Origin of the sequence: Salinispora oceanensis (assembly GCF_000383575.1) — a bacterium.
Classification (GTDB): domain Bacteria; phylum Actinomycetota; class Actinomycetes; order Mycobacteriales; family Micromonosporaceae; genus Micromonospora; species Micromonospora oceanensis.
In genome coordinates this window covers 2,016,523-2,036,687 of the sequence record NZ_KB911579.1, presented here as the reverse complement: position 1 = coordinate 2,036,687, position 20,165 = coordinate 2,016,523, and the positions used below count along the sequence as shown (strand labels likewise).

Sequence of the window (20,165 nt, the reverse complement as noted above, 5' to 3'; positions counted from 1 at the left end):
GACTGCGGATGAATGCCGCATTCATCCATCGCTGTTTCTGTCGGACGCCGTGACCTCAGGCTCTAGGCTGCGAAGGTGGGCCACTACGTGGACAGTGAGGTTGGTCGCCTCGGTACGGTCATGCTGCACCGCCCCGGGCCCGAGTTGGCCCGGCTAACCCCTAGGAACAGCGGCTCGCTGCTCTTTGACGCGATCCCCTGGGTCAGCCGCGCGCAGGAGGAGCACGACGCCTTCGCCACGGCCCTGCGTGAGCGCGGCGTGGAGGTGCTCCACCTGGCAGAGCTCCTCACCGAGACGCTCGCCGGCGACGACGCCCGGGCCGAGCTGACCGAGCAGGTGCTGCGCTCGCCCCGGCTCGGCGACCAGCTCCGCGCCCGGGTCGCTGACCACCTCGCCTACCTTGACCCGGCCATGTTGGCCGGTGTCCTCATCGCCGGCCTGGCCCACGAGGAACTGCGGATCGGCCGGGAGCGTCCCGGCGGCTTGGTCTACCAGCTGATGGACCGGCACGATTTCGTCATCGACCCGCTGCCGAACCTGCTCTTCACCCGCGACTCCTCGGTCTGGATCGGCGGTCAGGTCGCCGTCACCAGCCTGGCCATGCCCGCCCGTCGGCGGGAGAGCACGCTGACCGACGCCATCTACCGCCACCATCCACGTTTCGCCGGCACGGAGTTGGCGTACCGCCCGGGGATGGAGCATCTGGAGGGTGGGGACGTGCTGCTGCTCGCCCCCGGAGTGCTGGCGGTCGGCGTCGGCGAGCGGACCACGCCGGCGGGTGCCGAGCGTCTCGCCCGCCAGGTCTTCGCCGCGGACCTGGCCCACACCATCCTGGTCGTGCCGATCGCCCAGGAGCGGGCCACCATGCATCTCGACACCGTCTGCACGATGGTCGACGCCGACGCTGTGCTGATGTACCCGAACATCGCCAGCACGCTCGTCGCGTACACGGTGATCGCCGGGACGGACGGCGATGATCTGCGGTTGGACGGGCCGGCGCCGTTCCTGCGGGCCGCCGCGGACGCGATGAACCTGGACCAGCTGCGGGTGATCGACACCGGCCTGGATCCGGTGACCGCCGAGCGGGAACAGTGGGACGACGGCAACAACACCCTTGCCCTGGCACCCCGGCTCTGCGTCAGCTACGAACGGAACACGGAGACCAACGCGCAGCTTGAGCGAGCCGGCATCGAGGTTATCCCGATCGCTGGGTCAGAGCTGGGATCCGGCCGGGGTGGCCCCCGCTGCATGTCCTGCCCGCTGCTCCGCGCCCCCCTCGGCCGGGAGACTGATCTGACCTCTCCCCTCCGCCGGCCGCGTGGACTCAGCGGAGGGTGAGCTGGCGGCCGAGGAGCCCGTGCCGTGCGCGTCGGGCCGCCGCGTCCACGGGGACGGCGGCTGCCAGGGCCGCGGCGTAGCGTTCGGCGAACTCCGCCACCGGCTGCTCCCAGTGACCAGCCGGCGTCTCCTCAGGAAGATCCCAGACCGGTACGAGGCGGCCGTGCGCGCGGAACATGCCGGCGAACTTCGTCTCCTCGCCCAGGGTCAATGTGCCGGCCACGCTGAGGTGGGCCAGCGCGTCCAGGGCGGCGTCCTCGTCATCGGGGAGCACCCAGCGGACGTGCGCCTTCTCCGAGACCTGGCACCAGTAGGCGGCGCGGGCGGCGGTGAGCCGCACGGTCGGGTAGATCGCGGCGTTGGCCCGCTCCAGCGACGCCTGCACGGTCGGATTGTCAGTCGAGTCCGGGTCGAGCCAGAACTGGAAGCTGTCGTGCAGGGTGATCTCCAGTGGAGCATCAACCAGCACGTCCGGCAGCCGGGGCCCCGGACCGGGCAGCGGCGGCACGCTGACCTGGTGGCCAGGCTCGGTACGCAGCGCACAGAGCAACGCCTCGGCCAGGTCCCGGGAGACGTCGCCGGACTGCTGATGCCGCTGGAGGCCGAGCAGGACCCGGCCGGTTGGCTGCACCATCGCCGGTGCCGCCACCGGCAGGACGGTGGCCAGCAGGACCTCCCGCTCGCCGAACTCGGTCACCAGGTCGGGGGCGAGGCGCAGGGGTGCGGTGGCGGCCGGCACGAGCTCGCGGAGGGCGATCCACTCTGGCTCGTCGGTCAGGCCCTCGAAGGGGCGGGGCACGAAGACATCCCGAATCTTCTCCCGCTTCCCGGTGGTGTGCCCGGCCCGTTGGCTCTTTCGACGCTTGCTCACGGTCGGACAGCCTAGAGGGCCGCGTGGGCTGACGGCGGTCGGACCCATCCGGCCCCGCCGGTCAGGCGACCACCAGATCAGGTTTGTCGACCGCATCGGTGCCGACCGGCTCCGCGTGCTGGCCGACCGGATCGAACTCAGCCCAGACGCTCTGCCCGAGGCCATCCCGGTCAACGCCCCAGCGGCTGGACAACCCGGCGACGATGTGCAGGCCCCGGCCATCCGGTGCGTCGGGCTCGATTGCCCGGATCCGCGGTTGCACGGGGGCTCCGCCGTCAGTTACCTGTAGCCGGATTTGGGGCCCCGCCGGATTGGGGCGCAACCGCCACCCCACCCGGATCACCCCGTTCGGCAGCGGGTCGGCGTGCCGTACGGCGTTGCCGACCAGCTCCGCGAGGACCGCCACGAGATCCGCGAGCAGCGCTGGCGGCACGGCGTTCCCCAGTTCGTCGGCGAGCCAGTGCCGCGCCTGGCGGGCTCCCGCCCCGTCGTGGGGGACCACCACGCACCACGTCTGTTCGGGAGTCTCCGTCAACACTGTCGCCCCTTCACACCCCGCCACCCTTGATCATCCATGTGGCAGCCGTACCTCTGCGACCGTACCGCCACCAGCTTTTGGCCGGAGGGATACCCGTCCGTTTTGTTGTTCCACGATTCGGCGGACGAGGAAGAGGCCGAGCCCGGCTCCGGGAGAGCGCTGGCGGTCGCCGGAATCGCCCTGCCAGTACTGGTCGAACGCACGCTCCACGTGCTCTGGTCGGATGCCGCTGCCCTGGTCGGTGACGCGGATGAAGGCGGTCTGTCCGTCGGCACCGGCGGTGACCGTGATCGGGCTGGCCGGGGGCGAGTACTTGCCGGCGTTCGTGCACAGCTCGGTGAGGACCGTCGCCAGGCTGGCCGGGTGACCGAGCACCCGGGGCAGGCCGACCGGCGCGGTAAGGGTGATTCGACGTCGCAGCTCGGTGGGGAGTTCGGTCACCGCCGCCCGCAGGGCGTCGGCCAGGTCGTACGGGGCGGGCGGCGTTCCACCGGAGCCCGCCTCGGCGGTGGAGGAGAGGAGCCGGTCGACGAGGCGGGCCAACTCGTTGGCGCGCTGCCCGATCTTCTGGGCAGCCAGCTGTCGGTCAGCGTCGCTCAGCGCCTCCCAGTGATCGGTGAGAGTGTCCGCGTACCCCTTGATGACGGTCACCGGTGTGCGCAGCTCGTGGCTGGTCACCGCGACGAAGAGGTCGTGATCGGTGATGCTCGGCTGCTGGTCGGTGACATCCCGGAAGGTGACCACGCGGAGCGTTCCCGGCCCGGGGAGCTCTCCCGAGGTGACCCGCAGCCAGCGACCATCCGGCAGCCGGTGGTCGAGCGCCTGCCCCGGTGGGGGGAGGGGAAACGGCACGGGCTGGCTGATCACGTCAGTGACCGCATGGCCGGTGATCTGGGTGGCGGCGGGATTCCAGAGTCGGACGCGGGCCTCGCGGTCCACCACGGCCAGACCGTCGGCGAGCGCCGCCACGATCGGCCCGTCGACGTGTACCGGTAGGCCGCGCTGGTCGCCGTAGAGGTGGGCGATGCAGGAGGCGACGTAGGCGATGACGCACTGCTGGTCCGGGCACGGCCGCTCCTCGGTGGCGGGGTAGAGGGCGTGCAGGCTGCCCACGACGTGCCCGCCGATCTCGGCGCGGGACACCAGCATCTGGGACCGAGCCGAGCCGGTGAGTTTCGCCCCGAGCCGGCCGGTGAGGCGGTCGGTGTCGAGCTGGCGGCTCCGGGGTCCGGAGAGGAGACAGATGGCGTCCGGGTCGTCTGTCGGCAGGGGATGGCCGAGACTCCATTCGACGGTGCCGGTGGCGGCGATGACCCGGCCCCCGGTGGGGGCGAACTCGATGAAGGCCATCCCGGCAGCCCCCAGCGCCTGCTGGACCACCCGGAGGAGCTGGTTGAGCGCCGGCACGCCGGCCTCACCAGAGTTGACCATCTCGATCACCGCGGTGTGGCCGTCGATCAGAGCAGAGAAGTCCGTGCGTCTCGGCATGCTCCGAGTGTGCCCGCCGACCGGATTCGGGGACAGGCCCGTTGGTCCCACGCTCAGCCGTGGAGCCGGGTGAGCGTCGGGGCCGGCCGATCGGTGATGATGCCGTCCACCCCCATAGCCAGCACCAAATCCAGGTCACTCGGGTCGTTGACGGTCCAGACGTACACCTGGTTTCCGGCTGCCCGCAGTGCGGGGACCAGGGTGGGGTGGGAGCGCACCAGCGCGAGGCCAGGCCCGGCGATCTGGATGCCGAACGGCAATCGGCTCGGCCGGAGCCCGCGCGGTAACCGATCCAACAGCAGCACGGTGGGCAGCGCGGGGGCCAACGCACGGAGTCGCCGCACCGCCAGCAGCGAGAACGACATGACGGTGACCTGGAGTGGGTGGTCGGGCCTCGGCACGGTCAGCCCGTGCCGGTCGAGCAGTGTGACCAGCCGGCGCTCGACGTGTCGCCCGTACCGGGACGGGTGTTTGGTCTCGATCAACAGCCGGACCGGCCGGCCGGCGGTGCGGACCGCTTCCAGGAGCCGGTCCAGGGTGAGTAGCCGCAGGTACGACTCGTCCACTCCTTCGTCGCCGTCGGCCAGCGGGGGGCCCGGGTGCCAGGACCCGAAGTCGAGCCGTTCCAGTTCGGCGAGCGTCCGCGTGCTGACCGGACCGTGCCCGTTGCTGGTGCGGTCCAGGCGACGGTCGTGCACGCAGACGAGGTGCCCGTCGCGCGTCAACCGAACATCGCACTCCACCCCGTCGGCGCCCTCGTCAAGGGCGCGCAGGTACGCGGCCAGCGTGTGTTCCGGAAGGTCGTACGACGAGCCGCGGTGGGCGAAGACCAGGGGGCGGCCCATGGCGTGCGGCTACAGGACCCGGCCTGGCTGTCCGTCGCCGCCGACCACCGGCCGTCCGGTGGCGGCCCATTCGCCCATCCCGCCTTCGACGTTGCGTACCTGCTCCCAGCCGTTGCGCAGGAGATAGGTGACGACCTGCGCGGAGCGCCCGCCAGATCGGCAGATGACGGCCACCTCCCGGTTGTCGGGCACTTCGGTCAGCCGGGTGGGCAGCTGGGTCATCGGTAGGTGGTGGGCACCGGGTGCGTGACCAGCGATCCACTCGTCGTCCTCCCGGACATCGAGCAGGTACACGTCGTCGTTGATCTCGGTTACGGTCACGGTGGGTACGCGGGGTCCGAACACGGCTTCCAGCTTAGGGGCCGCGCTCTCCGGGTGGGTGTTGCCGGTTGGTCAGAGCTGGGTGACCCACCGGGGGTTGGCCTGGACCCACTGCGGCACCCGTTGGTTCTGGACGGCGGCGAAGAGGCCGGCGCTGTCTTCCTGGAGGACGACGTAGGAGACCTGGTCGATGGTCTGCGGGTAGGACGGCAGTTGGATCCCGCGGAGGGCGTCCGCCGGCAGGTCCCGCAGCGCGAGAATCAGATCCGCCAGGGGTACGCCGTTGGTGTCCACGGTCAGCGAGTTGCCGACCGCTCGGATCACCTGGTCCAGGCGGACCGGGTTGGTGCGGATCGAGGTCTCGGAGGCGCGCTGCACTATCGCCCGGAGTAGCTGCTGTTGGTGGGCCTGCCGGTCGTAGTCGCCGTTGGGCAGGTCGTAACGCTGGCGGGCGAAGTCCAGCGCAGTGCCGCCGTCCATCTCCTGGCAGCCGGGGGTGAAGACCCGGTCGGTGTGGATCGAGCGGAATTCGGTGTCAACGCACAGGCGTACACCGCCGAGGTGGTCGATGACATCGCGGAAGCCGGAGAAGTCGATCTTTGCTGCGCCGTCGAAGCGGATGCCGGTGAGCTGAGCGAGAGTGGCGGAGAGTAGTTGGGTGCCGGACTTTCCACCACCGCCGTGTTGGTAGGCGGCGTTGATCTTGTCTTCTCCGCCACCGAAGCCAGGGGCGGCGGGGATGGTGACCAGAAGGTCTCGGGGTACGGACATCAGGAACGCCTCACGCCCGCCCGCCGGCACGTGCACGATGAGGATGGTGTCCGATCTTCGGTCGGCGGTGGTGCTGCTCCGCCAGCGGTCGGTGCCGACGAGCAGGAAGTTCAGCGGACCGTCCAGATCTGTCCGGCTCCGCCGGGCGTCCGGGTCGAGCAGTTCTTCCCTTTCTACGGCCTGGTCGTACCGCTGGGCGAGCCGGTAGAGGCCGACCGCGGCGAGGCCGGCCAGGAGCACCAGCGCGAGGCCGATGCCGATTAGGAGGCGGGCCCAACGTGGCCGTCCGCGCCGGACGCCCGCGTCGGCCCGCTCCTGTCCGCCCCTCGACCTGGACGTGTTTCCTCCCCGCCACCGTCTGTGAGTAATTCTCACGTCAGGCTACGGTCCGTCGGGCCACCGTCGGGTCCGTTCGCCGGTTCCCAACCTGGTCGGCGTCGAAGTGGCGGACCCACGGGGATCCGCCGGGGCGACGCCGGCGGCGGCGTCGCCCCGGCGTGGAATCAGCTGCCGTCGTCGCTCTCGTTCGCCGCGACCCAGTCGGCCATCTTGTCCGCGGAGATCGCCTGGTACATCGCGAGCGCCTGCTCCCGATCGGAGACCACGACCGATTCGCCGTTGATGGTCTGGCTGCCGTTGTGCGGGCTGGTCACGAAGGTCAGGTTCTCCCCGCGCAGGTTGCGGAACTGGAGGGTGATGTCGATGAGGGAGAAGTCCTCGTCAACGGTGACCGCGGCGGTCACAGCTTTGAGGAAGTCGTTCAGCTTGATCGGGTTGGTGAGCGTCCCGGTGCTGGCCGCCTTGCTCATCAGCGCTTGGAGGAACTCCTGCTGGTGCCGCATCCGGTCGAAGTCGCCCCGGGCGAACTGTTTGCGCTGCCGGACCCAGTCCAGCGCCTCGGCGCCGTCCATGTGGTTGACGCCCTCGGTGAAGGTCCGGTAGGGCTTGTGGATCGAGGTGATCGTCTTCTCCACCGTGAGATCAACGCCGTCGAGGGCGTCCGTCACCTCTTCGAACCCGCCGAAGTCGATCGCCATGACATGGTCGAGGCGGACATCGGTGAAGCACTCCACGGTGCGGACCGCCAAGGGAAGGCCCCCGAAGGCGAAAGCAGCGTTGATCTTTCGGCGCTGCCCCGAGTCGCAGTCGGCGTCCGCGCTCTCCGGGATCGGCACGTACAGGTCACGGGGGATCGACACCAGGTATGCCTCCTGGTGGTTACTGGGAATGTGCATCACCATGATCGTGTCGGCGCGCCACTCGCCGCGTTGGTCCATCGGCGCGTCCGGATCCCGGGAGTCCGTGCCGACGAGGAGGATGTTCAGCGCGCCATCAACCGTTTTGACCGGTCGGTCCTGGGCTTCCCCCGGCGGGAACGGATTGGTCCGGGCGAGATCATTGTCGAGGCCACGAGCGTAGACCCAGGCCCCGGTGGCGGCGAGCAGCGCGAACACCAGGACGGCGACTCCGGCCACCAACGCGATCCGGACCCAGCGAGGGCGTGAGCCACGCCGCCCTGGTCGGCCCGGGCCGGAGCGGCCCCCCGGCCCACCGGGACCGCCGGGGCCACCGGGCCCGCCGGGACCGCCCGGCCCACCGGGCCCGCCGGGACCGCCCGGCCCACCGGGCCCGCCGGGACCACCCGGCCCGCCGGGGCCGAGCGGCCCGCCGCCGGTCGGTCCGACCGGCGCGGGGTTCCAGCCTGTCGGCGCGGGGCGGGCATGTCCGGTGGTGGGGCCGCCCACCCGTGCCCGCCCGGTGCTGCGACTCAGGTGCGGGAGCGGGTAAGCGGCGGCGGTGGTCGCTGACATGCGAGTCAGGGTACGTCGGGATGCTGTAAGCCGGTGGCACCCGATTTCGTCGATGGACCGCCGCGGGCGGCTACCCGAGCCGGTCGCGGAAGTACGCAATCGTGCGGCGCAGGCCCTCCTCGGGCGTAACTTCGGGCTCGAAATCGAGGAGTTCCCGGGCCCGGGTGAGATCCGGTCGACGCATTTTCGGATCATCCGCAGCCCGGGTGACATAGGTCACCTCGGAGTTGCTCTCGCAGAGCGACACGATCGACTCTGCCAGTCGACGCATGCTCAGCTCGTGCTCGGTCCCGCAGTTGACCGGCCCGGTCTCGGTCGAATCCAGCAGCAACAGGATGCCCCGCACCAGATCATCGACGTAGCAGATGGAGCGCGTCTGATCCCCGGTGCCGTGCACGGTGATTGGCTCGCCGCGCAGCGACTGGGCGATGAACGTCGGGATCGCCCGGCCGTCGTCTGGCCGCATCCGTGGGCCGTAGGTGTTGAAGATTCGCACAATGGCGACGTCCGCCCCCCGGCTCCGGTGGTACGCCATCGTCGCCGCCTCGCCGAACCGCTTCGACTCGTCGTAGACACTCCGGATCCCGATCGGGTTGACATTGCCCCAGTACGTCTCCCGCTGGGGGTGCTCCAACGGGTCCCCGTACGCCTCGGAGGTGGAGGCCAGCAGGAACCGGGCGCCGTCGGCGACCGCCCGGTCCAGCAGGTGCAGGGTGGCGACCGAGCCGACCCGGAGGATCTCCACCGGCAGCTTCTCGAAGTCGGTGGGGCTGGCCGGTGACGCCATGTGCAGGATGGCGTCGAACCGTTCGGCGAGGGCGGGGTGGTGCTCGGGAAGCCCGTCGGAGATATCCGCCTCGATGAGCGTGAAGGTCGACGTCTCCGCCAGGTGGGCGACGTTCTCTTTGGAACCGGTCACGAAGTTGTCCACCGCCACGACCGTGCAGCCACGGGCGAGGAGGGCGTCCACCAGGTGGGAGGGGACGAAACCCGCCCCACCGGTGACGAGGATGCGATGACCGGGGCCGAAGCGTTGCACAACCTTCATGGCGGCCACCCTACCGAGCAGTCGGTTCCCGCCCGGCGCGGAAGGGCCGGGCCGGGGCATCGTCGCCCCGCCCGGCCCGCCCGGGTGCCGCCGGCTCGGCCCAGGGTGTCGCCGCCCGGACCGCGATGTCGCCGCCCCGGGACGGTCAGTGCGCGCCCGCGCCGGTGAGCGAGCGAACCTCCAACTCGGCGTAGCGCTGATCGTCGCGCTCCTTGGAGATCACCGTCCCGAACCAGCCGCAGAGGAAGCCGAACGGGATGGAGAGCAGGCCCGGGTTGGACAGGGGGAACCACTGCCAGTCCTGGTCGGGGAACATCGCGGTCGGCGAACCGGAGACGACCGGAGAGAAGAAGACCAGGAAGACCGCGGCGAAGAGGCCACCGTAGATGGCCCAGACCGCGCCGTTGGTGTTGAACCGCCGCCAGAAGAGGCTGTAGAGGATCGCCGGCAGGTTGCCCGACGCGGCCACCGCGAAGGCGAGGGCGACCAGGAAGGCGACGTTCAGGTTCTGCGCGAAGATGGAGAGGACGATCGAGATCGCGCCGATCACCAGGGCGGAGATCCGCGCGACGGCCACCTCCTGCCGCTCGGAGGCGGTGCCGTTCTTGATTACGTTGGCGTAGAAGTCGTGCGCCAGGCTGGACGAGGAGGCCAGGGTCAAACCGGCGACGACCGCCAGGATCGTCGCGAAGGCGACCGCCGCGATGACCGCCAGCAGGGTCGCCCCGCCCAGTTCCCCGCCGAGGAAGTCCACCCCCAACACCTCGGCGAGCTGCGGTGCGGCGGTGTTCCCGGCCCGGTCCTGCGCGGTGATCGCCTCGCTTCCCACCAGCGCCGCGGCGCCGAAGCCGAGGGCGAGCGTGAGCAGGTAGAAGGTGCCGATGATGCCGATCGCCCAGAGGACGCTCTTCCGGGCGGCCTTCGCCGTCGGCACGGTGTAGAAGCGGATGAGGATGTGCGGCAGGCCGGCCGTGCCGAGCACCAGCGCGACGCCGAGGGAGAGCAGATCCAGCTTGCTGTAGAAGGTTGTCAGGGCGTCGCCGGGGGTCTCGACGCCGTACCGCAGCCCCGGACCGAGGAGGGCGGCGCCCTTGCCGGAGACGTCCGCCGCGTCCCCGAGCAGGTCGGAGAGGTTGAACTTGTACTTCGCCAACACCAGCAGCGTCATCACGACGGCGCCGCCCATCAGGAGGAACGCCTTCACGATCTGCACATAGGTGGTGCCCTTCATGCCGCCCACCGTCACGTAGGTGACCATCAGCGCGCCGACCATGATGATCGTGGCGATCTTGGCGGCGTCCGCGTCCAGGCCGAGGAAGGTCGTACCCGGCTTGATGCCCAGCAGCAGTGCGACCAGCGCCCCCGCGCCTACCATCTGAGCGAGCAGATAGAAGATCGAGACTGTGATGGTGGAGGCCGCAGCGGCCGTCCGCACCGGACGCTGCCGCATCCGGAAGGCGAGCACGTCGGCCATCGTGTAGCGGCCGGAGTTGCGCAACAGCTCGGCGACGAGCAGCAGCGCCACCAGCCAGGCGACCAGGAAGCCGATCGAGTAGAGGAAGCCGTCGTAGCCGTAGAGGGCGATCAGGCCGGCGATGCCGAGGAACGACGCCGCCGACATGTAGTCGCCGCCGATCGCCATGCCGTTCTGGAAGCCGGAGAAGGAGCGGCCACCCGCGTAGAAGTCGGTGGCGGTCTTGGTTTGCCGGCTGGCCCACACCGTGATCGCCAGCGTCACCGCCACGAAGACGAGAAAGAGCGTGAGGGTCAGGTTCCGGGCGGTGCTGTCACCCGCCTCAGCCGCGAGGACCGTGGTCATGGGTCACCTCCCCGAACTCCGCGCGGATCCGGTCCGCCACCGGATCGATCCGGCGGGCGGCGTACCGGGAGTAGAGCCAGGCGATCAGGAAGGTGGAGGCGAACTGGAGCAGGCCGAAGACCAGCGCCACGTTGATGTTGCCGACGATCTTCGTGCCCATGAAGTCCCGCGCGTACGCGGAGAGGATCACGTAGAGCGCGTACCAGAGGAAGAACGCGACGGTCATCGGGAAGACGAAGCCGCGCAACGCTCGCCGCAACCCGGCGAACTCGGCCGACCGTTGCACGGCCAGATAGCGTTCCGCCGCCGACTCGGCCGGGGCGGACGCGGGTGTGTCCGTGGACATCCGTGGCTCACCACCTTCACAGGTATCCGGGGTTTCGCGCACGGTAGGGAATCCGCTACCCGGCCCGGAAGGCGGCGATCGTCGCTGGTCGTCAGCTGCGCCGAACGGCACCGTGGCTGCGCCGAGTGACCTGGCTCACTCCGGTGACCGGCGACCGCCTCCGGTGATCTCGCGGTACCGGCCCCGGTAGTGCAGCAGCGGCTCCGCCTCCTCAACCAGCTCGACGGCGACGATCGTGGCCTCCACCAGCAGCGCCCACCCGTACTCCCGAGCGGTGTCGAGGCGGCAGCCGGTCCAGCCACCGGCGTCCGACGGGACCGGGCCGTACTCGGTGTCGGTCCAGTCGCCGGTGGCGAAGAGGCCGCCCGGCGACGGGAAGAGCCCGGCGAACCGGTCGGCGAGCTGCCGGTGCGCCGGGCCGAGTGGCGCCACCGCGAAGCGCCCCGCCGCCTCGGCCGCCGCCCACAGCTCCGACTCCGGGTCAACCAACCCGAGTAGCCGGTCCGGCTCACCCTCCGCCACCAGCGTCGAGGACACCGTCAACCCGGCCGGGCCGGGCGCCGTCCAGAGCGTCACCGGTGTCGCCAGCCGACCGCGCAGCCGGCGTACGGGGGACCGCTGGCCGGTGGGAACGGCGAACGGGTCGGTGTGGTGGATGTCAGCGCCCGGCTCATGATTCACGTGGAACATTCTGCCGTCCCCGGCCCGCGCCCAGCCGACGAAGCGTTCCCGCAGTCCGTCCGACAGCTCACTCCGGTGCGGAGGCGCGAGCTGCGCTGCCGCCTCCGCGAGCAGCGTTCCCAGGTAGACGAGGAGCGCCGGTCGATCGTGCCGGTACTCCACCAACAACGCGAGCCGCGCCGGTTGGCAGGGCCAGGGGGCGCCACACGCCCGACACCGCCAGAGCGGGCGCATCGGTACGTGCGGCACCACTCGGCTCGCCGCTGGGCGGCCCGCTGGTGGTCGCGCTCTACTCACCAGCGGCCACCGTTGGCCCGCCAGGTCTGCGCCGGGGTCAGCCAGCCCGCTCGGCCCGGTCGGGGTGACTCCAGCGTGGGCCAGCTGGCCCACGCTGGAGGCTGTTGCGGCGGGGCTGGCGCCCGCCCCAACGCCGTCGTGCCCCGTGGGCTGAATGCCGGCGGCCGGCCCCTGCGGCGGTACCACCGCGACGCGCTGTTTCGTCGGAACAGTCTGAGCATCGCTGCCTCCTCCAGCTAGCGGGCCGCCCCGACCGAAAGTGACCGGGGCGACCCGACGCAGGACCGACCACCGGGTCGTCGCCTCCACCAGCCGGGCCGCGCAGCTTCCACCCTGGACTCGGTGCTCCGGGCGGGGGAGGATGCCAGTGCTTACTACAGAACGCGGTCACGTACTTACCTGGTAGGTGAGGATGAACGTCGAGATGTGGATCCGGGCACTCAAGGCTGCTCGGGCGGGCGCAGAAATGTCACAGGAGGCGCTAGCCGCTTCGATCAGATGGAGCCCGTCCACCGTGGCTGCGATCGAAACCGGCCGGCGTCGCCCAACCATGGAGTTCGCCGTTGCTGCCGATCAGGCATTAGGAACGGGAGGACTCCTCACCATTCTGCTCCAGGAGGATGAGGGCAGGGGTGGGCCGTCCTGGTTTGAATCCTGGCCGGGGCACGAAGAGCGAGCAGTCCGACTGTGTTACTTCGAACCCTGTCTGATCCCCGGCCCCCTGCAAACCGAGGAGTATGCGCGAGCGGTGGTTTCGGCGGGCGGATTGTACCGAACCGAGCGGGTGGAGGAACTCGTCAGTCTCCGGATGAGGCGGCAGCTGGTCCTCCATCAGAACGAGTCGTCCGAGTGCGTGTTTGTAATTGACGAGAGTGCCCTGCACCGACCTGTCGGAGGGCGTGCTGTCATGGATCGGCAGCTCAGTCGGTTACTCGAAGCGGTCGAGCTACCGCAGGTGCGCCTACACATCCTGCCGCTCGAGGTTGGTGCCCACGCCTCCATGGGTGGGGGTTTCGTGATCGCGGAACTCCCCGGAAGCGACAATCTGCTCTGCCTCGACAACGCGGCCCGGGGACAGATCGCTGACTACCCGGAGTGGATACGCTTGGTGCAGCGCAAGTGGGAGCATCTACTCGGCGAGGCCCTGAACGAACGTGTCTCCATCGATATGATCAACAAGCTGAAGGTGACGCCATGATGAGTGCCGAGCCACGATGGCGGAAGCCAACCAGGTCGGCCAATGAAGGCAACTGTGTCGAGGTGGCGGACAATCTGGCCGGGGTGGTGTTGGTGCGGGACAGCAAGGACCGGGCCGGCCCCGCGTTGACGTTCGGCCCCGAGTCCTGGCGCACGTTCGTCGCCGCTACCCGCCTCCGCTGACCGGCAGCGGGCCCGCCTGGCTGCGCCCCGCGTGACCGGCGGACGCGCCGTCCGCCCAGCGACCGAGGTGGCGATCGCTGGGCGGCTCCGTGTGTTGATTACGGGGCTGGCAGCAGGTTTCCCTTCGCTGAGTTGTCGGCCTCGGCGCCGTCGGGCTCGGGGTAGGGCCAGCCTTTGCCGTCTCCGGTTTCTGTTCCGGTGAAACCCCAGACGATGTTGGCGTCCCACTGGCTGGGCTGCGCCCCTCCGAGTACGGATTGCGGCGCGGACAGCGGAAGGTTGACGACGGAGTCGGCATTCACCGCCAGCGCCGGCAGCCAGCATCGATAGCGCGTACCGCTCGGAGTCTTCGACGTCTCGCACTTCGCGGGTGGCGAGGTGATCGTGACCTCACTTGGCAGATCCACCGTCAGAAAGGGGTCGGTGGCCCGCTGCGGACCCTGGTTGCTGACGGTCAGGCTCAGCGTGCCGGACGCCGTGTCCGCGCCATCTGGCACGAGCTGCACGTCATGCCCGCTGATGGAGAGGTCGCTGACGTGCGGGTTCGGCGGGAACGTGCTCGGTCCGCCAGACTGGACGAAGCCCTTGCCCGAGAAGGAGTAGGCCCGCCACTGCGACTGTGCGAACCCGTCCACGACTCCTTCGCCGGCTGCGTCCACGACCTCCACCTCGACGGCGGTGCCTTTCGCGCGGATCCCCTTGATCCAGGCGATGTCGCCGGTGTGCCCGGTCACCAGACCCATCGTCACGATGTTGTCGGAGGCGTCCCGGTCAAAGGCGAGGACCCGCGACTCGCCCATCTCAATCCCACTGCAGTTGATCAAAGCGGCCGTCTCCTTCGCTCCGTCCCGATCGAAGTCGACGTGGCTGACCTCGGAGATTGCGATCCGGAGTTCCGAGTTGGGCGCGAGCTGGGCGGTGCCGTCGGAGAACTTCACTCGTCCTGCTGGGCAGTGGTCCTTCAGGTAATCGGGCCAGGCGGGGAGCTCCAGCGTGGCGTTGCCGAGCTCCGTCTTCCCGATCTGGCCGTCCGGTGGTGCGGTGCTGGGTGTGGCCGACGGGGTTGGGGAGGCGGACGGGTTGGGGGAGCTGGATGGAGCCGGAGACGTCGTCGGGGGCGGTTCCGGTGTCGGTGTGTTGGCTGGTGGTACGGGTGGATCCTGATCGGGCCAGGTAGCGGCGATGGCTGGGGTCGCGGCGAGTACCGCCACGGCTAGGACACCGGCGGCGACCAGCCGGGTGGTACGACGGCGGCGGGCGACGTGCTGTGCGGCGACGGCGCCGGCTGGTATCGCCAGTGGTCCACCTGAGTTGAATGCGGTGAAGAAGTCGTCCAGGTCTGGGGTGTTGTCGTTCTCAGGCATCGGCTTCCTCCGTCCCCGAGTCGGAGAGTGCGGCGGCTAGTGCGGCCCGGCCTCGGTGCAGCCAGGACTTCACGGTGCCGGTAGCGGCTCCTTCCTGGTCGGCGATCTCGGTGATGCTGAGGTCGGCCACGTGGAAGAGGACTATGGCCCGTCGCTGCTTTTCGGGCAGCGTGGCGAGTGCGCGGGCCAGCGCCACCCGGTCTGGGCTTGGTCCTTCGGTGACGTCGTCGCGGCGGAAGCGGGCATGCGCGCGGGCGGCGCGGAGCCGACGCCAGCGGTTGCGGGCGACGTTCATGGCGACGGTGCGGATCCAAGCCGCTGGGTGGTCGTAGTGGACCAGTTTGTTCCAGCGGGGCCAGGCCCGGCTGAATGCCTCCTGGACCGCGTCGCGGGCCTGGTCAACGTCGGCTGTGTAGGCGTAGAGCTGGAGCATCAATGGTTGGAAGGTGGCGGCGTAGAACTCCTCGAAGCTGTCACCCACACCACCCGCGCCCTCCGTGACCGCGGGTGGCGGTTCTTCCCGGGTTTCCCCCGGGCCGTGTGTCCCTACCATCACGTTGGCGCCTCCCCTGCTGGCTGGCCGCCTGATCGCGGCACTACTCAGCAGACCCCTTGACACCATCGAGGGTTGCGGTTCAACGGGTCGAAGTTTTCAGCGACGGGGGGTGATGGTCGCCAGTAGTTCGGGCTGCCGCCGGTCCAGCACGTCGCCGGCCAGGTAGGCGCCGAGCAGCGCCGCCCCCAGCCCGTACGCCGCGCCGACCGGCAGGGCCAGCCAGAGCCAGACGTCGCCGAGTAGCGCGGCGGCTGCCACCATCGGGATCACCGCGACCGCCGAGGCGAGCATGGACAGAATGGCGAGGAGGCTGCGGGCCACCCCGGCGCCGCTGTTCATCGCGAACGGGTTGCTCGTCTCCGGTAACGAGAACGCCCCGAGTACCGACAGCAGGGTGTTGACCGCGAGCCCGGCGCCGAAGGTGGCGAGCAGGCTCCCCGCCGTCAGGCCGATCCACCCCGGCTGCCCCAGCACCAGGAGGGCGAGCACCCCGGAGATGAGCAGAACCAGCGGCAGCAGGTAGAGCGAGAACGCCGCAATCCGGGCCCGCAGCTCCACCGCGCCCGGCACCCCCACCACCACATGCGCTGCGTACGCGCTGCCGTCGAAGCCGAACTGGTTGGCCAGGGTCGTGGCGGCGAGCACCCCGACGAAGACCATGGAGAGAGTGACCAGGACCGGGGACGAGCTTTCCGTGGCGCCGCCGCCCCCGGTGAGGCCGGCGCTGCCGAGGTTGAGCATGACCGGGACGAAGAGGCCGACCACGGCCAACGTGATCAGGTTCGCCCGTCGGCGGGCGTCCCGCCACCAGTAGCGTGCCTCCCGCGCCACCAACGCGCCGAAGCGGCCCCGGGGGAGCCAGCCCAGCAGCCGGGGGAAGAGCTGCGTGACAGCGGTGCCGGTCGCCGGTGACCGGGTTGACGTCCTGCCGCTGCTCGCGGTGCCGATCATCGCCGACTCCAGTGAGCGAGACCACCAGAGCAGCAGCGCCACCACGGTGAATGCCGTGATCATCAGCTTCACCGGTGCGGCCCAGACCCGCCCCTGCGCGACCTCGATGCCGATCGTCCACGGCGCGCCGAACGGTGTCCAGCCGACCACGGCCGCCACCGCGGCCAGCCGGTCCCAGTCCGCGTCCTGCAGCGCGGCGGCGGCGGCCAGCTGCACCGGGGCGATGAGGGCGGCGGCCCCCGCCAGCAGGACCGCGGCCAGGTCGCGGACCCGACGCGAACGCAGCATCGTGGCGAAGGCGCTGGTGACGGCGCGGGCGGCGGCGACGCAGAGCAGTAGGCCCGCCAGCACCCCGACCGCCTGCGTGAGGGCGGCCGGCCAGCCGCCGAAGACCCCCGCGGTGAAGACCAAACCGGTGGCGGCCAGCAGCACGGCGACCGCCGGAACACTGACCAGCGCCGCCGCGAAGAGACCCGTGACCAGGGTCCGGCGGGGCAGCGGAAGCAGCGCGAAGCGGGCCGGGTCCAGCGTCTCGTCGACCCCGAAGAAGATCAGCGGCAGCAGGAACCAGCCCAGCACCACCAGCCCACCACCCAAGGCCGCCAGCAGCGTCGCGTACTGGTCGTTGCCGGCGAGGCCCGGAGCGGCGAAGAGGAAGAAGCCGAAGGCAGCGAACCAGAGCCCAACGAACGCGCCGAGCACGAAGAGGCCGACCCGCCAACCCTGGCCCCGGAAGTTGTTGCCCAGCACCCGCAGCTTGAGTCGGACGAAGTGCCAGGCCGAGACCCGCCGGGCCGCCCCCACATCGGATACCGCGTCGGTCACCGCGACAGCCACGCCAGCTCCTCACCGGTCGCGGTGCGTCCGCCGACGACCGTCACGAAGACCTGCTCCAGCGTCTGCTCTCCGCGGACCTCGTCCAGGGTGCCGACCCGCTTGATGGCGCCGTCGGCGAGGATCGCCACGTGCGAGCAGAGCCGCTCCACGACCTCCATCACATGACTGGAGAAGACGACGGTGCCACCGCCGGTGACGTACCGCGTGAGGATGTCCCGGATCAGTGCCGCCGACACCGGGTCGACCGCCTCGAACGGCTCGTCCAGCACCAGCAGCCGGGGGCCGTGTAGCAGCGCGCAGGCCAGGCCAATCTTCTTTTTCATCCCGGCCGAGTAGTCCACCACCAGGGTCCGGCCGGCGTCGGCGAGCGCGAGTACGTCCAGCAGCTCCGCCGCGCGTTGGTTGACCACCGCCGGGTCCATGCCACGCAGCAGGCCGTGGTACGCGAGCAGCTCGGCGCCGCTGAGCCGGTCGAAGAGGCGTACGCCGTCGGGCATGACGCCGAGGAGCTGCTTCGCCCGTACCGGGTCGGCCCAGACGTCGTGGCCGAGCACCCAGGCGCCGCCGGCATCTGGCCGGAGCAGCCCCACGGCCATTGACAACGTGGTCGTCTTGCCGGCGCCGTTGGGCCCGAGGAGCCCGTAGAACGAGCCGGCCGGCACGGTCAGGTCAACGCCGGCCACGGCCATCTTCGCGTCGAAGCGCTTCACCAGACCGCGCAGCGCGAGGGCGGGGTGCTCTGCTGTCATTCGTAAACCGTAGTCGGCCAGGGCCAGCCAGTCTTCCACTGTGGTGGCGATTGTTGGGTGTCTCTGGGCAACCGTCTTGCTTCGTGGCGGGTGATAGTGGCGAAGTTAAGAGGGGGTGGAGCGTAGTGGATGCGGAAGACGGTTTCGCGGAGTTTTACCGCAGCACGCGACATCGGGTTGTCACGGTGCTTTATGCGCTGGGTGGTGATCTGGGTGAGGCGCAGGATGCTGCGCAGGAGGCGTATGTGCGGGCTTGGCAGCGTTGGTCGAAGATCAGCACGTACGACGATCCGGAGGCGTGGGTGCGGACTGTTGGGCACCGGCGGTTGGTGAATCGTTGGCGCAAGATTCGTAATGGAATTTCTGCGTATCGCCGGCATGGTGTCGGTGCGGCCGCTGGGCCTCCGTCGGAGAACACTGTGGCGTTGGTAGCTGCGTTGCGGCAGTTGCCGAGTGAGCAGCGGGAGGCGGTTGTCTTGCATCATCTGGTGGATCTGTCTGTTGCTGAGATTGCTGATCAGACGGGTGCGCCGACGGGCACTGTGAAGGCTCGTCTTGCTCGTGGGCGTAAAGCTCTTGCTGTCCTTCTTGACACCTCGTTTCCGGAGGAGGTCAATCATGTCTGATTCGTTTTTTTCCGAGTTGTATCGTGATACTGAAGCTTTGAATTGGGATCCGGTTGATCAGGTGCGTGCGCGTGCCCGGCGGCGGACCCGGCAGACCCGTCTTGTTGCTGGTTTGGCAAGCGTTGTCGCTGTCGCTGTGGTTGCTACTGGTGCGGTGGCCCTGGCCGAAGGCCGGGAACCGGCGCCACCGGCACCACCCGCGACGAACAGCCCCTCACCCAGCACTTCGCCCAGCCTCTCGCCCAGTATTTCGCCTAGCCCCAGCAGCAGCCCGACGCCCTCCCGCCCACCCTCGCCGACGCAGGCGCCGTCGACGACGCCCAGCAGTCCGGTGGCTCCGGCCCCGGCTCAGTCGGAGCCACCGCCGCAGACAGTCCCGGCAGCCGCGATGCTGAAAGCCTCCGACTTCCCCGACGGCTTCGAGGCCGTCAAGGACGACCTGGACGGGGACTGGGCACTGGAATCGGTGGCCATCTACTGCAGCAGCGAGCAGCCATCCCTATTGGAGGGTGAGGTGGGTCGACGCGGCATGGTCTACCGGTCGCCGACCGAGTGGATCAACCAACGGGTCACCCGCCATTCGGGCGACGATGCGCTCACCGTGATGGAGAACGTGCGCCAGTTTGTCGCGGGCTGCAAGATGCTCGTCCCTGACAGTTCGCTTTCGATCCTGGCCGAGGACCTGGCCGGTGCGGATTCGGTGCTGGTTGCCGGTGTGATCCAGGGCATCCCCAACCGGTGGCTCTTCGTCCGGCAGGGCGACCTGGTTGCTCAACTGGACCTTGAGTACCAAACGACCGGAGCCGAGGCGAGGCCACTCGCGCAGAAGGTGGCAGCACGTCTCTGTGCTGGTACCGACGCTTGCTGAGCTGAGCTATGGGCCAGGGCTCTCCCGCAGCGGAGGGCCCTGGCTACGGTCTCTGCACACTACTTCGGCGGGCGCCGCCGGCCGGCTGTGATGGAAACGTTCGGCGGGAGGTGGCCGGCGGTAAGCCCCGAGACCCGGACAGCAGCAAGGGGATGGAGGTCTTCGCCTCGGACCTCGCGGGGGACGAGTCGTTGCTGGTTGGTCGGATCGGCGACCTGACGTCCCGTTGGCTCTTCGTGCGACAGGGCGAACTGGTGGCCCATCGACGCCGCCTGTTGAGATGATTCCCGGCTCCGGGCCTCGCCGTGGTGGAGGGCCCGGGCTGGACGCCGCCGATCCGGGACGAGACCAGGCGTGACGCAAGACCCCTATCACGGGATTGTTACCTATCTACGCAGCACGCCTATTACGGGCAAGTCCTACATCGCGTCCGTGGACGCAGCCGGTCGGCTAGGACCAGTTGGTTCTTCACTGTGATGTCGATCGCTGGATGTTTTCGGCAACCGTCCTGGTTCGTGGCGGGTGATAGTGGCGAAGTTGAGAGGGGTGGAGCCTAGTGGATGCGGAAGACGGTTTCGCGGAGTTTTACCGCAGCACGCGACATCGGGTTGTCACGGTGCTTTATGCGCTGGGTGGTGATCTGGGTGAGGCGCAGGATGC

Annotated in this window: 21 protein-coding genes and 1 pseudogene; 7 read left to right on the top strand and 15 right to left on the bottom strand. The window is 69.5% G+C overall.

Annotation, left to right across the window (positions count from 1 at the left end):
* The first annotated feature begins 75 nt into the window (after positions 1–75).
* Positions 76–1,338 carry an arginine deiminase gene (locus tag SALPAC4_RS0109505; RefSeq protein WP_019870130.1) on the top strand — a complete coding sequence of 421 codons (1,263 nt, stop codon included), beginning with the start codon at positions 76–78 and terminating at the stop codon, positions 1,336–1,338.
* Here SALPAC4_RS0109505 and SALPAC4_RS0109500 read toward each other — a convergent pair.
* The 11 genes from SALPAC4_RS0109500 to SALPAC4_RS0109450 all read right to left on the bottom strand — a co-directional run bounded on the left by SALPAC4_RS0109500 (position 1,325) and on the right by SALPAC4_RS0109450 (position 12,039).
* Positions 1,325–2,257 (bottom strand): DUF5926 family protein, encoded by a 933-nt coding sequence (locus SALPAC4_RS0109500; RefSeq protein WP_050564975.1) that lies wholly within the window; start codon positions 2,255–2,257, stop codon positions 1,325–1,327. The genes SALPAC4_RS0109505 and SALPAC4_RS0109500 overlap by 14 nt on opposite strands.
* 13 nt (positions 2,258–2,270) lie before the next feature.
* Positions 2,271–2,714 carry an ATP-binding protein gene (locus SALPAC4_RS0109495; RefSeq protein ID WP_019870128.1) on the bottom strand — a complete coding sequence of 148 codons (444 nt, stop codon included), beginning with the start codon at positions 2,712–2,714 and terminating at the stop codon, positions 2,271–2,273.
* A gap of 63 nt (positions 2,715–2,777) precedes the next feature.
* A complete protein-coding gene (locus tag SALPAC4_RS0109490) occupies positions 2,778–4,235 on the bottom strand; it encodes a sensor histidine kinase (RefSeq protein ID WP_019870127.1) in 1,458 nt (485 codons plus the stop codon).
* A 53-nt stretch (positions 4,236–4,288) separates the two neighbouring features.
* Positions 4,289–5,080 carry a glycerophosphodiester phosphodiesterase gene (locus SALPAC4_RS0109485; protein ID WP_019870126.1) on the bottom strand — a complete coding sequence of 264 codons (792 nt, stop codon included), beginning with the start codon at positions 5,078–5,080 and terminating at the stop codon, positions 4,289–4,291.
* A 9-nt stretch (positions 5,081–5,089) separates the two neighbouring features.
* Positions 5,090–5,425, bottom strand: coding sequence for a rhodanese-like domain-containing protein (locus tag SALPAC4_RS0109480; RefSeq protein WP_019870125.1), 336 nt, complete (start codon positions 5,423–5,425; stop codon positions 5,090–5,092).
* Positions 5,426–5,473: 48 nt separating this feature from the next.
* Positions 5,474–6,412, bottom strand: a complete 939-nt coding sequence (locus SALPAC4_RS0109475; RefSeq protein WP_019870124.1) for an LCP family protein — start codon at positions 6,410–6,412, stop codon at positions 5,474–5,476.
* A 263-nt stretch (positions 6,413–6,675) separates the two neighbouring features.
* Positions 6,676–7,983, bottom strand: coding sequence for an LCP family protein (locus tag SALPAC4_RS0109470; protein WP_080640879.1), 1,308 nt, complete (start codon positions 7,981–7,983; stop codon positions 6,676–6,678).
* Positions 7,984–8,053: 70 nt separating this feature from the next.
* Positions 8,054–9,031, bottom strand: a complete 978-nt coding sequence (locus tag SALPAC4_RS0109465) for an NAD-dependent epimerase/dehydratase family protein (RefSeq protein WP_019870122.1) — start codon at positions 9,029–9,031, stop codon at positions 8,054–8,056.
* 145 nt (positions 9,032–9,176) lie between these two features.
* On the bottom strand, positions 9,177–10,850 hold the full coding sequence (locus tag SALPAC4_RS0109460) for a solute symporter family protein (protein ID WP_019870121.1): 1,674 nt from the start codon (positions 10,848–10,850) through the stop codon (positions 9,177–9,179).
* Positions 10,828–11,196, bottom strand: a complete 369-nt coding sequence (locus SALPAC4_RS0109455) for a DUF485 domain-containing protein (protein WP_018733028.1) — start codon at positions 11,194–11,196, stop codon at positions 10,828–10,830. Before SALPAC4_RS0109455 ends, SALPAC4_RS0109460 begins: the two co-directional genes overlap by 23 nt.
* A gap of 135 nt (positions 11,197–11,331) precedes the next feature.
* Positions 11,332–12,039 carry a flavin reductase family protein gene (locus tag SALPAC4_RS0109450; RefSeq protein WP_019870120.1) on the bottom strand — a complete coding sequence of 236 codons (708 nt, stop codon included), beginning with the start codon at positions 12,037–12,039 and terminating at the stop codon, positions 11,332–11,334.
* Between the two features lie 547 nt (positions 12,040–12,586).
* On the opposite strand from SALPAC4_RS0109450, the gene SALPAC4_RS0109445 reads away from it, so the two are divergent.
* Positions 12,587–13,372 (top strand): helix-turn-helix domain-containing protein, encoded by a 786-nt coding sequence (locus SALPAC4_RS0109445; RefSeq protein ID WP_027644823.1) that lies wholly within the window; start codon positions 12,587–12,589, stop codon positions 13,370–13,372.
* Positions 13,369–13,554 carry a DUF397 domain-containing protein gene (locus tag SALPAC4_RS0109440; RefSeq protein ID WP_027644822.1) on the top strand — a complete coding sequence of 62 codons (186 nt, stop codon included), beginning with the start codon at positions 13,369–13,371 and terminating at the stop codon, positions 13,552–13,554. The genes SALPAC4_RS0109445 and SALPAC4_RS0109440 overlap by 4 nt, the downstream gene beginning before the upstream one ends.
* A 98-nt stretch (positions 13,555–13,652) precedes the next feature.
* Here SALPAC4_RS0109440 and SALPAC4_RS0109435 read toward each other — a convergent pair whose 3' ends face one another.
* From SALPAC4_RS0109435 to SALPAC4_RS0109420, 4 genes are all read right to left on the bottom strand, one after another.
* Positions 13,653–14,918, bottom strand: coding sequence for a hypothetical protein (locus SALPAC4_RS0109435; RefSeq protein WP_019870117.1), 1,266 nt, complete (start codon positions 14,916–14,918; stop codon positions 13,653–13,655).
* A complete protein-coding gene (locus SALPAC4_RS0109430; RefSeq protein ID WP_397537987.1) occupies positions 14,911–15,471 on the bottom strand; it encodes a sigma-70 family RNA polymerase sigma factor in 561 nt (186 codons plus the stop codon). Before SALPAC4_RS0109430 ends, SALPAC4_RS0109435 begins: the two co-directional genes overlap by 8 nt.
* 99 nt (positions 15,472–15,570) lie before the next feature.
* Positions 15,571–17,262 carry a hypothetical protein gene (locus SALPAC4_RS0109425; RefSeq protein ID WP_019870116.1) on the bottom strand — a complete coding sequence of 564 codons (1,692 nt, stop codon included), beginning with the start codon at positions 17,260–17,262 and terminating at the stop codon, positions 15,571–15,573.
* The gene (locus SALPAC4_RS0109420; protein WP_027644820.1) at positions 17,247–18,011 is read right to left on the bottom strand and encodes an ABC transporter ATP-binding protein; all 765 of its coding nucleotides are present in this window, start codon (positions 18,009–18,011) and stop codon (positions 17,247–17,249) included. Before SALPAC4_RS0109420 ends, SALPAC4_RS0109425 begins: the two co-directional genes overlap by 16 nt.
* Positions 18,012–18,136: 125 nt before the next feature.
* Here SALPAC4_RS0109420 and SALPAC4_RS26390 point away from each other — a divergent pair, with 125 nt between their 5' ends.
* From SALPAC4_RS26390 to SALPAC4_RS28925, 4 genes and pseudogenes are all read left to right on the top strand, one after another.
* On the top strand, positions 18,137–18,637 hold the full coding sequence (locus SALPAC4_RS26390; RefSeq protein ID WP_080640877.1) for a SigE family RNA polymerase sigma factor: 501 nt from the start codon (positions 18,137–18,139) through the stop codon (positions 18,635–18,637).
* Positions 18,638–19,025: 388 nt separating this feature from the next.
* A complete protein-coding gene (locus tag SALPAC4_RS26380) occupies positions 19,026–19,505 on the top strand; it encodes a hypothetical protein (RefSeq protein WP_019870114.1) in 480 nt (159 codons plus the stop codon).
* 110 nt (positions 19,506–19,615) lie between these two features.
* The gene (locus tag SALPAC4_RS27930; protein WP_019870113.1) at positions 19,616–19,789 is read left to right on the top strand and encodes a hypothetical protein; all 174 of its coding nucleotides are present in this window, start codon (positions 19,616–19,618) and stop codon (positions 19,787–19,789) included.
* 272 nt (positions 19,790–20,061) lie between these two features.
* Positions 20,062–20,165, top strand: a pseudogene (locus SALPAC4_RS28925) (SigE family RNA polymerase sigma factor); the annotation flags it as partial.